Raw genomic sequence first — 12,978 nt, 5'->3', positions numbered from 1 at the left:
GGTTGTCCCCCGATCGGGGGACAACGCATTCACCCCGGAGAAGGCCCCGTCGGCGGACAGACGCCCGGACGGCGAGAAGCCATTGTTGTCTTATGCCGCACACACCCGGACGGCAGACAACGAGGGAGCACCATGCAGAACACCCGCAAGTTCTACATCGACGGCGAGTGGGTCGAGCCGATCGGCACCGACACACTCGACGTCGTCAACCCTGCGACGGAGAAGGCCATCGCCACCATCGCGCTGGGCGACGAGAAGGACGTCGACCGGGCCGTCACGGCCGCACGCACAGCCTTCGACAGTTACGCGTCGACGACACGCGCCGACCGAATCGAGTTGCTGAGCAGGATCATCGAGGTCTACGTGCGGCGAATGAACGACCTCGCCACGACCATCACCCAGGAAATGGGCGCACCGGCAGGGCTCGCCGCGACCGCCCAGGCACCGTGCGGCATGGCACACCTCGCCGCCGCCCTCGATGCGCTCCGCGGGTTCGAATTCGAGGAGAAGATCGGCACCACGACGGTCGTGCACGAGCCGGTCGGCGTGTGCGCGTTCATCACACCGTGGAATTGGCCCGTCAACCAGATCGCCGCGAAAGTCGCACCCGCGCTGGCGGCCGGCTGCACGATGGTGCTGAAGCCGTCCGAGATCGCGCCGCTCAATGCGATCATCTTCGCCGAGATACTTCACGAAGCGGGTGTCCCGGCCGGGGTGTTCAACCTTGTTCACGGTGACGGACCTACCGTCGGAGCCGCCCTGTCGAGGCACCCCGACGTCGACATGGTGTCGTTCACCGGATCGACCCGCGCCGGTGTCGACGTCGCGCGGAATGCCGCACCGACCGTGAAACGCGTTGCGCAGGAACTCGGCGGCAAGTCGGCGAACATCGTGCTGGTCGACGCGGACTTCGACGAGGTCATCACCCGCGACGTGATGGGCGTGGTCGTCAACGCGGGCCAGTCCTGTAACGCGGGCTCTCGCATCCTGGTCCCGTCGGACCGCATGGACGAAGCCTGCGCGATCGCGAAGGCGGCTGCCGAGAAGATCGTCGTCGGGCCTCCGGACGACGAGGGAACGACCGTGGGTCCCCTTGTGTCACAAGCACAATTCGACAAGGTTCAGCGTCTGATCCAGACGGGCATCGACGAGGGCGGCACACTCGTCGCCGGCGGTGTCGGCCGCCCGGACGGACTCTCCGCCGGATACTTCGTCCGGCCCACCGTCTTTGCGAACGTCACGAACGACATGACGATCGCACGGGAGGAGATCTTCGGCCCCGTCATGATGTTGATCGGCTACGAGGACGAGGCCGACGCAGTCCGCATCGCGAACGACACCACGTACGGGCTCTCCGGCATGGTCTCCTCGCGCGACCCACAGCGCGCACGGAACGTCGCCCGGAAACTGCGGACCGGAATGGTCCACCTCAACGGGGCACCGCTGGCGTTCGATGCGCCTTTCGGCGGCTACAAACAATCAGGGAACGGCCGCGAGTTCGGCAAATTCGGTCTCGTCGAATACCTCGAAGCCAAGGCCATCTTCGGCGACAACGAGAACTGAGCGGAGCGTTCCGAATTCGGCACAACGGCACTGGAGGGACGGATCGTGAATCCGATCATGTGGATGGGCATCGCCGGGATAATCGGCACGGCCGTCTCACCGTGGATCGCGGAACGCCTGCGCAGCAAGAATGCGCGGAAAGACCAGCTCATGAAGCTGCAGCTCGCCATCTATGCCGAACTGCTGAGAGCGACTGCTCGCCTCGCAGCACAAGCACACGCAGGGGCGCCGAATCCCGCTGCCGGGGAGGAGGAAATCGGCACCGAAGAATTGGACGGCCTACTCAGCCAGGCGAAGGTCGTCGCCGGCCCGGACGTGTTGCGACAACTCGAGGAGCTGTCGCAACACACCGAATCGTTCAACCGGGGCACAGATCTCGCCGACATGGCAGGCAGCATCGCTGCGACTCACGGGAAGGTCCAGGACGCCATCCGTAGCGAAATGATGCGCTGATATTTATCGAGCGCCGGTGCTCACGTTCGCCCTGAGCCGTCGCGGATTGCCCGGTACCACTGCACGATCGATTCGGTGGAACTGTCCACTCCCTCGGCGACCCCGTCCCCACCGACCGACCGGTGTAGTTGCAGGGCTTGATCTTTGCCGAGTTCGACGCCCCACTGGTCGAACGAATTGATGTTCGCCAGCACACCTTCGGTGAAGACCTGGTGCTCGTAGAGCGCGATCAGCTGGCCGAGCACGCCGGGTCTCAGCTCGGGGGCGAGAATCGTGGTCGACGGCCGGTTCCCCGCCATCACCTTGTGGGGAATCAGGTCTTCGCGGACCCCGTCGGCGGTGAGATCCGCGGGGGTACGGCCGAATGCGAGTACTCTGCGCTGGGCGAGCAGGTTGCTGACCAGAACGTCGTGCATGCTGCCGCTGCCGTCGCTCAGCGGCAGATCGCCGGCCGGTTCGGCGAATCCGAGGAAGTCGACCGGGACCAGGCGGGTGCCCTGGTGCAGGAGCTGGTAGAAGGCGTGCTGCCCATTGGTGCCGGGCTCACCCCACCAGATCGCCCCGGTGGAGACGTCGGTCGGTGTCCCGTTCAGCTGCACGGACTTGCCGTTGGATTCCATCGCGAGTTGCTGCAGATACGCGGGCAGGGCTGCGAGGTCGTTGGCGTAGGGCAGGACCGCCCGGGTCTCGGCGTCGAAGAAGTTCGCATACCAGAAACCCAGCAGGGCGAGCAGAACCGGCGCGTTCGACTCGAGCGGCGCCGTCGCGAAATGCCGGTCCACGGTGTGCATGCCGGCGAGGAAGTCGCCGAACGCACCTCGTCCGATCGCGAGCATCACCGGCAGGCCGATCGCCGAGCCGATCGAGTAGCGGCCACCGACCCAGTCCCAGAACTCGAACATGTTGGCCGGGTCGATGCCGAACTCCGCCACCTTCGCCGCGTTGGTGGACACGGCGACGAAATGCCGGTCGACCGCGTCCTCCCCGAGTGCGCCGGTGATCCAGGACCGGGCCGCGGTGGCGTTGGTGAGGGTCTCGATGGTGGTGAAGGTCTTCGACGCGACGACGAACAGGGTGGTCGCCGGGTCGAGGCCGTCGAGGGCGGCCAGCAGGTCGGCCGGATCGACGTTGGAGACGAACCGCACCGACAGATCGGGGTGGGAGTAGGGGCGCAGCGCCTGGCACACCATCCGCGGCCCGAGGTCGGAGCCGCCGATCCCGATGTTGACGACGGTGGTGATGCGCCGGCCGGTGGCCCCCCGCCACCGGCCGCTGCGCACCCGGTCGGTGAAGCCGGCCATCCGGTCGAGCACCCGATGCACATCGGCGACGACGTCCCGCCCATCCACAATCAGTTCCGCGGATGCGGGCAGCCGCAACGCGGTGTGCAGGGCGGGCCGATTCTCCGTGGTGTTGACCAGGCTCCCGCGAAGCATGCAGTCGCGGTGGTCCTCGAGGCCGGCGGCACGGGCCAGGGCGACGAGCAACGGCAGCGTGTCGCGGTCGATGCGGTTCATGCTGTAGTCGATGAAGAGATCACCGGCGGTGACCGTCAGATCCCTGCCGCGCCGGGGGTCGGCGCCGAACAATTCCCTCAGATGCACCGAGGCGATGTCACCGTAGTAGTCCTGCAGGCGCTGCCATTCGAGAAACGCTGTGATGCTCGGTGATACGGACGTCGCTGTCACGGGTTACGCGACCTCGACAGGCTCGGCGCTGCGGACGGCGTGCCCACCGAACTGCCGGCGCAGCGCGGAGACTGCCTTCATCGCCGGGGAGTCGTCCTGCCGGGACGCGAACCGGGCGAACAGTGCCGCGGTGATCACGGGGGCGGGGACGGCGTGGGCGATCGCTTCCTCGATTGTCCACCGGCCTTCACCCGAGTCCTCGGTGTACCCGGAGATCGAGCCCAGCCCCGGGTCTTCGGACAGGGCCTGGACGAGGAGGTCCAGCAGCCAGGAGCGCACCACGGTGCCCTGCGACCAGGCCCGCAGCACCGCCGGGACGTCGGCGATGGATTCTTCGGCCGCGAGGAGTTCGTAGCCTTCGGCGTACGCCTGCATGAGCCCGTATTCGATCCCGTTGTGCACCATCTTCGCGTAGTGCCCGGCGCCGATGCCGCCGGCATGGACGAACGAGTCCGCACGGTCCCCTTCGGGACGGAGGGCGTCGAAAATCGGTAGCAGCCTTGTGATGTCGTCTTCTTGACCACCAGCCATGAGGGCGTACCCGTTCCGACGTCCCCAGACGCCGCCGGAGACGCCGCAGTCGACGTAGCGGACGTCGTATTCGGCGAGCAGGGCTGCGTTCACCTTGTCGTCGGTGAACCGGGAGTTGCCGCCGTCGACGACCACGTCGCCGGGGGCGAGGAGCCGGGAGAGGTGCTCGATCACCTGGCGGGTGGGCGCGCCGGCGGGCACCATCACCCACACGGCCCGGGGTGCGGGAAGGGCCTCGACGAGCGCCTCGAGGCTGCGGACGTCGCTGACGTCGGGATTCGCATCGTAGCCGAGGACGTCGTGCCCCTTCTCACGCAGACGCTCGCGCATGTTCGATCCCATCCGACCGAGCCCTACCAAACCGAGTTTCATCGTCACCGTTTCACTTTCGCCGTCGATCCGTCGAGTTCCTGCTCTATGTGTAGTGCCGCGCGATGCCCGGTTCACCTGACCGGATGGGGAGCCGCTACTGGTCACCCGGCCAAGTGCTTTCGCCGCTCACCGCTCCCACACTGATAGCCGACGCATTGTCTGAATGCGCCTGTCGAGGAGCGAATGTACGGAGTGCAGCAGATGTGACCGTGTCTGAAGTGCAGCAGAGCGTCCCGCTCTCGAGCGAGGTCGGTGGCCTCGTCGGCGGGGAACTGGTGATCGGTGACATCGGCCCGGTGGCCGACTTGTCTTCGTTGGTGATCTTCGGCATCACCGGTGATCTGGCCCGCAAGAAACTGGTTCCCGCCATCTACGATCTCGCTCATTGTGGTCAGCTACCCACCGGGTTCGATCTCGTCGGATTCGCCCGCGACACCTCGCGGAGCGAGCCGGTGTTGCGGGAGTCGGTGATCGCGCACGCGCGGCGCCCGTTCGACCCCGTGGTCTGGCAGGCCCTGACGCAGCGGATCCATCTGGTCGAGGGGTCGTTCGACGATCCGGGCGCATTCACGCGGCTGGCTTCGCTGTTGGCCGTCCTCGATCAGCGCCGCGGCAAGCCGGACAATTACGTCTTTTACCTGTCGGTCCCGCCGTCCGCGTTCGCCACCGTGTGCGGCCAGCTCGCGGTGGTCGGACTGAACCGTCCCGCACGTGGGTGGCGACGGGTGGTGGTCGAGAAGCCGTTCGGTCACGACCTGCCGAGCTCCCGGGCGCTCGAGGTCGTACTGGCCCAATATTTTCCGCCGTCGTCGATCTACCGCATCGACCATTATCTGGGCAAGGAAACGGTACAGAACATCCTCGCGCTGCGGTTCGCGAACGGGATGTTCGAACCGCTGTGGAACAACCGGCACATCGACCACGTGCAGATCACGATGGCCGAGAGTGTCGGGGTGACCGGGCGGGCCGGCTATTACGACGGCGTCGGCGCCGCCCGCGACGTCATCCAGAACCACCTGCTCCAGCTGCTGGCGTTGATCGCGATGGAGGAACCGGTCGGCTTCGACGCCGACAGCATTGCCGCCGAGAAGGTCAAGATTCTGTCCGCCACCGAACTACTCGGCCCGTTGGATCAGACGTCGGCTCGCGGCCAGTACGGGCCCGGCATCGACGACGACGTTCTGGTTCCGGGTCTGACGGAGGAGGACGGGTTCCCTGCCGACTCGGCGACCGAGACCTTCGCCGCCCTGACCGTCGGGATCACCACCCGCCGCTGGGCGGGGGTGCCGTTCTACATCCGCACCGGAAAACGGCTGGCGCGCAGGACCACCGAGATCGCGGTCACGTTCACACCGCCCGCTCACGGGTCGCCCGCGGCCCGCGCCGCCGGGGTCTCGAACGTTCTGGTCTTCCGCGTCCAACCCGACGACGGGATCGAATTGCACATCGGCGCCAAGCGCCCGGGCGGTGGCATGCAGATCCAGCCGGTGAGCTTGGGCATGGACTTCCGATCGGTGTTCGACCCGGCGCCGGAGGCGTACGAGCGGCTGATCGGTGACGTCCTCCGCGGGGACGGAACACTGTTCCCCCGCCGCGCGGAAGTCGAGCACTCCTGGCGAATCATCGACCCCCTCCTGCAGCACTGGGCCACGCACGGCCGGCCGGACACCTACCCGGCGGGCTCCTCGGGCCCCGCTTCCGCCGACGACATCCTGAGCCGCTCCGGCCGGGTGTGGCGCACGCTCTAGTTTTCAGCGCACCGTGCGCCCCACGTGAGTGGCAAAGTGTGCCCCGGCACGCTTTGCCACTCACCTGTCTTTGTCGTTCCCGGACACACGAAATACCCTGAGCAGCGATCCTGCTCAGGGTGTTCCGGGTGCCGGTAGGCTACTTGGTGAGTGCGTCCTTGAGGGCCTTCGCTGCAGCGGCCGGGTCGGCGGCGCTGTAGATGGCGCCACCGGCGACGGCGACGTCCGCACCTGCATCGCGCACGGCCTTGATGGTGTCGATCTTGACGCCACCGGCGACCGAGAACGGGACGCCGGCGATCTTGCCGTCGTCGAGCAGGGTCTGGATGGAGTAGCCGGGCTGGGCCTGCTCGTCGAGACCGGCGTGGATCTCGACGAACGCGACACCGAGCTTGGCGATCTCGCGGGCCCGCTCGACACGGTTCTCGACACCGATCAGGTCGGCGACAACCTTCTTGCCGTGCTTCTGACCGGCCTCGACGGCACCCTTGATGGTGGCGTCACCGGCGGCACCGAGGACGGTGACCAGGTCGGCACCGGCGGAGAACGCGAGGTCGGCCTCGAGGAAGCCGGCGTCGGCGGTCTTGAGGTCGGCGAAGACCTCCTTGTCGGGGTGCGCTGCCTTGATCGCGCTGATGGCACTGAGGCCTGCGCTCTTGATCAGCGGGGTGCCCAGTTCGATGATGTCGACGTACGGGGCGACCTTGTTGGTCAGGGCCAGCGCATCGGCGGTGGTGAGAAGGTCGACTGCAACCTGCAGCTTCGTCATGTATTTCTCCTGTTTCTTACTTTGGGGGTTCAGGGGTGGTGCCGGCTCAGCCGATGTTGGCGTGGCGTTCCCACAGCCGTTCGGCGGTCTGGTCCGCGTGCGACCACAGCGCCTGGAACAGCGCGTCGAAGGCGAGGAGGACGGACTGCTCGAACAGGCTGCCCGCGTACTGCGCGGTGATGGCGGCGCTGTGGTCCTGCTTGTCGGCTGCCGGGAGCACGAGGATCTCGTCGGCCCGCTGCGCGAGCGGCGACTCGGCGGCGGTGGTGACCGCGACGACGGAGGCGCCGACCTTCCGGGCGGTGTCGGCGGCCCCGATGACCGAGGCGGTGGTCCCGGACCCCGACACGGCGATCAGGACGTCGCCCGGTCCGACGGCGGGGGCGGTGACCTCACCGGCCACGTGGACGCGCAGGCCGAGGTGCATCAGGCGCATCGCGGCCATCTGCACGGCCAGTCCGCTGCGTCCGTTGCCGATCACGAACACCGCGCGGGCGGAGGTGATCAGCGCACCGGCACGGTCCCACTGTTCGGCGGCAACGGAATTGAGCAGCCGTTCGTTCTCGTCCAGCACGATGCGACGCCCATCGTCGAACCGTGTTCGAGTGCCTTCGATGGTGACGGTCATGATCCTCCTCGGTATAACGGGTCCGGTCGTGGAGACAAGATTGCCGAGCCCGCACCCCGACGGCACCCGGTCGCTCGACGAGTGCGCGCTGGCCGGATGGCCAGTGCCGCCGCACACCGATCGGCCCTACGGTGGATCCCGTGGTAAGCGTCGAGGACACCGATCGGAAGCAAGCGCAGTCGTGGGCGGACATGCGCGCGGTGATCGCGGGCCCGCTGCCGGACATCGCGGCGCGCTTCTCCCGGTATCTGACCTCACTGTGGTCGCACGAGGCGCTGGTGATCTTCACATGTGAGTGCACCGGGCGACCACGGAAGGTCGCCGGGAACCGAGAGATCGTCGACCGCGTCACCATCGACGAACTCGATGCCCTCAAGAAGTCCACCGACCTCGGCACGGTTGTCGACGGGGTCCACATTCTCGGAGGGGCCCGCCGTCCGCTCTGGGTGGTGCGCGATGCCACCGACACCCTGCTGGTCGTCGTGCCCAAGCGGGGGCAACCGGAACCGCCCGACCCGGACCTGCTCGTGGCCCTGTTCGGGATCGTCGCCACCTCGATCCGTCAGCAGGTCGCGCAGGCCAGTCCCGACTACCTCGCCGAGTCCCGCGCCGCGTCCAGTGAACGGGCCCGCACCATCGCCGAACTCACCGAAATTCACGACGCCACCCTGTCCTCGATCCTGGGGACACTGCGCTCGAACGACCTCGACGATCGCCGCTCCCGCATCACCGCGAGTGAGACGGCGTCGGCCGCGTTGATCGCGCTGCGGTCGGCGGGCGATGCCGACCGCGCCCTCTCCGAGGAGGCTGTGACCACCGCGTTCGCCCGGCTACAGGGAGAACTACGTCCTCTGCTGCGGCATTGCGAGGTCGAGATCGACTACGTCGAGCCCCCGGCAGACGGGCGACCGCTTCCGGGCGAGATTGCGCATGCGGCCAGGGCGATGGTCCGCACCATCGTCCTGGCGTTCGGGGCGCAACCGGTGCTGGCCCGGCTACGGGTCGCGTGGGACTGCGACGGCGACAACGTGCTGCTCGAAGTCCGCGATCAGGGCTCCGGAGCGATCGACGGCAGAGCCCTCACCAGGCAACTGGCCGGACGACTACACACCCTGCGCGGGCGCGTCGACATCGAGAGCATCGCCGGGTGGGGCAGTCGGGTATCGCTCGTGATCCCGCTGGATCCCCCGGCCGCGCGCCCGGACGAGCACCTGTTGTCCACGCTCAATCCCCGGGAGCTCGAGGTCCTCGCGCACCTGACGGTCGGCAAACGCAACAAGGCCATCGCCTCCGAACTGGGCATCAGCGAGAGCACGGTCAAGTTCCACGTCGCCAGCGTGCTGCAGAAACTCGACGTCACCAACCGCGGCGAGGCCGGTGCGATCGGAATCCGCGCCGGAATCTCACCCGAAACAACGAAGGTCACCGTCTCGCGCCACTAGGCGACGCATCGGCGTTGATCGCGGTGAGGGTGTCGACCAGCGCGGCGAGCCCGGTGGGTAGCAGAGGCGTCGGGTTCAGTTGGCCACCGACGCAGCCAGATAGCTCGGCGGCAGGGTTCCGTCCAGCGCCAGTGCGACCGCCGCCCGGGCGGCGACGGGCCCGACCAGGTTGCCGGTTCCGTTGTACCCTCCGACCGCGAAGATGCCGGGCCGCACCTCGCAGCACACGGGACGACCGTCGGGAGTGAAGCCAACGGACGCCGCCCATCGCCGTGTCACCGACACCGGCCGCCCGGCCATCCGTTCGGCCACCCTCTCGATGTGGGACTGCACCGGCCGGGTCGGCTCCGTGTCGGACGTCCACTCCGCGTCGGCGAACAGGTCGCGGCCACCGCCGACAAGCAGTCGGCCGTCAGCGGATTGCTGGGCGTAGTCGTATCCCCACCGCCCATACACCGGGCACGGCAGCCGCGGCGGCAGTCCGGGTGCGGTGCCGAGCATCTGCAGTCGCGCGGTGCGGACTCGGCCGGCCAGTTCCGGAAGTACCTGCTCGAGCCTCCCGTCCACGGCTACCAGAATCACCGGTGCGCTCACCGTGCCGTGCGACGTGTGCACGACTCCGTGCTCGAGTGAGGTGACCGGCGAATTCTCGTACAGACTGGCCGAATTCCGCAGGATCGACGCGAGACCCAATGCTCGGCGCGACGGATTCGTCGCCGCGTCGTCGGGCAGAAATATCCCCTGCCCCAGTTCCCCCTCGTAGGTTTCGACGGCTATGGCATTGCCCCGCAGTGCCTGTGCGAGCTTGTCGCAGTCCTCCAATTCTGCTGCCCGCTCGGCGGCTTCGGCATCGCCTACGGGATCGCCGGGAAGTCCGGCCAGCCGAATCGACCCGGTCCGCGCGATCACGTCCGCACCCAGCACGTCGGTGAGGTGGTCGAGTTCGGCGAGCGTCGCCCGATACAGATCCACCGACGCCGCACCCCACTCGGCGACGGCCGAATGCAGGAATGCCGCCGGTCCACCCAGCAGGAATCCGCCGTTCCGTCCGGCCGCGCCCGAGGCAACGCGACCGGAATCGAGGCCGACGACCGTGAGCCCGCGGGCCGCCAGTTCCTCGACAGCGGCGAGACCGGAACCGCCGAGCCCGACGACGCACGCATCCGCGGTCACGCGTGATTCCAACCGCGGCAACCCGGCCCACGCCGCCACGATCGGGTCGTCGTCCCACGCACACCGTGAATCCACGACGGACACGGCAGCTTTCAGTCGGTAAGGTCGAGGGCGGCGCGGACGATGCTGTCGGTGTCGATACCGTGATACCGGTACACCTCGTCGAGGGACCCGACCTGCCCGAATCTGCTGACCCCCAGCGCCGCCCCGGCCACCTGGTTGATGCCGGTCAGGAACGCCAAAGTGTGCGGGTGCCCGTCCAGGACGGTCACCATCGGCGCCGCCCGGTTCGCGGGGAACACTTGATCCAGAATCCACGACGACCCCTCGGTCAGACCACGCCGCGCCTGCACCGCCTCGAACAACAACCCCGCACTGGTCACACACACCACATCCGCGGCAATGCCCTGCTCGGCCAACCGTTCTGCGGCGGCGAGGGTTTCGGTGATCACCGCACCCATCCCCACCAACGTCACCACCGGCTTCTCGGTGTGCCGCAACGTGTACGCCCCGGCCACCACCTGCCGGCGGCGACGCTCCCGCGCCGCCGGATCAGCGGGCACCGCAGCGAGGGTCTGATCCACCGGCCGGGTCGAGAGCCGCAGATACGACGACGACCCATCGGGGCGGCCCAGCCGGGACATGCTGTCGAACAGGGCCCATTCGGTGTCGATCGCGAACGCCGGCTCGAAACTCACACACCCGGGCTGCTCGAGCCCGATCGAGGGGGTCTTGATCGACTGATGCGCCCCACCCTCGGCGGCCAGGGTGACCCCCGAGGGGGTGCCGACCAGAATCGACTGCCCACCCGCATAGATCCCGTACGACCACGGCTCAAGGGCCCGTTCGACGAACGGGTCGTACATCACCCCGATCGGGAACAACGGCTGCCCCCACCGACTCCACGTGGCACCGAGCTCCCCCATCAACCCGACCAGGTTGGTTTCCGCGATCCCGAGTTCCATGTGCTGCCCGGTCGGCTTTTCCCGCCAGTGCATGATCGTCTCGGCGTCGTCGTCGAACCAGTTGCGCCGCTCGTTCGGTGACCACACCCCCACCTTGTTCAACCACCCTGCCAGGTTCGTGGTCGAGGACACGTCGGGGCTGACCGTGACCACCCGCTTCGCCGCGTCCGGAGCCTCCCGCGACAGATCCAGCAACGCCCGCCCCAGCGCCGCCTGGGTCGTCGACGTCCCGGACGGGGTGCGGCCGATGTCGGTGGGGACGACCGGCGGGGTGGCGAGTTCGACCTTCTTGCGCGTCAACGTCTCCGCGGTGGCCGCGCACACCCGGCCGGGCACACTATCGGCGGCGAACCGCGCCCACGGATCGTTCGGGTCCATTCCCAGTTCGGCCGCCAACTGCTGGTATTGCTCCACGGTCAGCAGCGACGAGTGGTTCTGCGGGTGCCCCTGGGTGGGCAGGCCGCGGCCCTTGATGGTGTAGGCGATGATCACCGTCGGTCGGGTGTCGTCGATCCGGGCGTACGCCGCCCGGAGGGCGTCGAGGTCGTGGCCGCCGAGGTTGCGGATCGCCCGCAGCAGGGTGTCGTCGTCCAACTCGGCGATCAGAGCCTCGATCGCCGAAGCGTCGGGGCCGTCGCCGGGCAAACGACGACGCAGTTCCTCGGCGCCGCAGCGCAGCAGCCGCTGGTACTCGGGGTTGGGCATGTCCAGGATCCGGGTCCGCAGCGCCGGACCACCGGCCCGGGTGAACAGCGACTCGAGCAGGGTCCCGAACTTCACGGTGATCACCTGCCAGCCGGCGGCGGAGAACATCGCCTCGAGCCGGCCGGCGGCGATGTTCGGGACCACCCGGTCCAGGGACTGCCGGTTCAGGTCGACGATCCACACGATCTCGCCGAGTTCGGCGACGGAGGTGTCGAGGATCGCCTCCCATACCGCGCCCTCGTCCAGTTCCGCGTCGCCGACGAGGGAGTACTGCCGGCCCGTGCCGGCGCCGCCGATGGTGGTGTCGACGTAGCGGCGGGCGATGGCACCCCAGATCGGGGCGGTCGCACCGATCCCGACGGACCCGGTCGAATAGTCCACCGGATCCGGATCTTTCGCCCGGCTGGGGTAGGACTGCAGGCCGCCGAACTCCCGCAACGTCGTCAGGTACTTTTCGTCCAACTCCCCCAGCAGGTAGTTGATGGAGTGCAGCACCGGCGAGGCATGGGGTTTGACCGACACCCGGTCGCCGGGCCGCAACTGCTCGAACCACAGCGACGTCATGATCGTCGCGATCGACGCACACGACGCCTGATGCCCACCGACCTTCAACCCCGTCGGATTCGGGCGAACCCGGTTGGCGTGGTGGATCATCGACGTCGCCAACCACAACACCCGACGCTCGATCTCGACGAGTGCTTCCGGAGTGATCGAGCGCGGGGCGAGTTGGTTCGTGTGGGCATCGATCGTGCGGGCGTCGTTCATGGTTTCGTCCTTGCCTGTGAGTTCCTGGCACCGAATCCGATCCTCCTCGGCCCAGTTCGTGAGCGAGGCGGATCGGCGGTGACGGGCAGGCGGACCTGTGGGAACCGGCCTCACCGCATCTTCGAGGTCCTGTGTGCAGATCTCTCACAACAGTCGACCATCGGAACGCACTTTGA

General features: G+C 67.7%; 10 protein-coding genes. 4 read left to right on the top strand and 6 right to left on the bottom strand.

Annotation, left to right across the window (positions count from 1 at the left end; genetic code table 11):
• The first annotated feature begins 132 nt into the window (after positions 1–132).
• Together CA951_RS06855 and CA951_RS06850 are read left to right on the top strand one after the other, a co-directional pair.
• Entirely contained in the window at positions 133–1,563 is a 1,431-nt protein-coding gene (locus CA951_RS06855; protein ID WP_087556133.1) for an aldehyde dehydrogenase family protein, read from the top strand.
• A 45-nt stretch (positions 1,564–1,608) separates the two neighbouring features.
• Entirely contained in the window at positions 1,609–2,016 is a 408-nt protein-coding gene (locus CA951_RS06850) for a hypothetical protein (RefSeq protein WP_087556132.1), read from the top strand.
• Between the two features lie 20 nt (positions 2,017–2,036).
• Here CA951_RS06850 and pgi read toward each other — a convergent pair whose 3' ends face one another.
• Together pgi and gnd are read right to left on the bottom strand one after the other, a co-directional pair.
• On the bottom strand, positions 2,037–3,704 hold the full coding sequence (gene pgi, locus CA951_RS06845; RefSeq protein ID WP_256973386.1) for a glucose-6-phosphate isomerase: 1,668 nt from the start codon (positions 3,702–3,704) through the stop codon (positions 2,037–2,039).
• 3 nt (positions 3,705–3,707) lie between these two features.
• Entirely contained in the window at positions 3,708–4,613 is a 906-nt protein-coding gene (gene gnd / locus CA951_RS06840; protein WP_256973385.1) for a phosphogluconate dehydrogenase (NAD(+)-dependent, decarboxylating), read from the bottom strand.
• Positions 4,614–4,810: 197 nt separating this feature from the next.
• On the opposite strand from gnd, the gene zwf reads away from it, so the two are divergent.
• On the top strand, positions 4,811–6,355 hold the full coding sequence (gene zwf / locus CA951_RS06835) for a glucose-6-phosphate dehydrogenase (protein WP_256973384.1): 1,545 nt from the start codon (positions 4,811–4,813) through the stop codon (positions 6,353–6,355).
• A gap of 139 nt (positions 6,356–6,494) precedes the next feature.
• Here the strand turns inward: zwf and hxlA are convergent, their stop codons facing one another.
• Positions 6,495–7,124 carry a 3-hexulose-6-phosphate synthase gene (gene hxlA / locus CA951_RS06830; protein WP_087556130.1) on the bottom strand — a complete coding sequence of 210 codons (630 nt, stop codon included), beginning with the start codon at positions 7,122–7,124 and terminating at the stop codon, positions 6,495–6,497.
• A gap of 46 nt (positions 7,125–7,170) precedes the next feature.
• On the bottom strand, positions 7,171–7,752 hold the full coding sequence (gene hxlB, locus CA951_RS06825) for a 6-phospho-3-hexuloisomerase (RefSeq protein ID WP_087556129.1): 582 nt from the start codon (positions 7,750–7,752) through the stop codon (positions 7,171–7,173).
• Between the two features lie 191 nt (positions 7,753–7,943).
• On the opposite strand from hxlB, the gene CA951_RS06820 reads away from it, so the two are divergent.
• Entirely contained in the window at positions 7,944–9,194 is a 1,251-nt protein-coding gene (locus CA951_RS06820; protein ID WP_087556378.1) for a LuxR C-terminal-related transcriptional regulator, read from the top strand.
• A gap of 75 nt (positions 9,195–9,269) precedes the next feature.
• Here CA951_RS06820 and CA951_RS06815 read toward each other — a convergent pair whose 3' ends face one another.
• Both CA951_RS06815 and CA951_RS06810 read right to left on the bottom strand, forming a co-directional pair.
• Positions 9,270–10,442 (bottom strand): FAD-binding oxidoreductase, encoded by a 1,173-nt coding sequence (locus CA951_RS06815; RefSeq protein ID WP_179220132.1) that lies wholly within the window; start codon positions 10,440–10,442, stop codon positions 9,270–9,272.
• 17 nt (positions 10,443–10,459) lie between these two features.
• Positions 10,460–12,802 carry a pyruvate dehydrogenase gene (locus CA951_RS06810; RefSeq protein ID WP_256973383.1) on the bottom strand — a complete coding sequence of 781 codons (2,343 nt, stop codon included), beginning with the start codon at positions 12,800–12,802 and terminating at the stop codon, positions 10,460–10,462.
• Between the last annotated feature and the right edge of the window lie 176 nt (positions 12,803–12,978).

Origin of the sequence: Rhodococcus sp. NCIMB 12038 (genome assembly GCF_002165735.1) — a bacterium.
Classification (GTDB): Bacteria; Actinomycetota; Actinomycetes; order Mycobacteriales; family Mycobacteriaceae; genus Rhodococcus_F.
The sequence above is the reverse complement of the archived record's forward strand: the minus strand, read 5'-3'. Positions and strand labels throughout refer to the sequence as shown.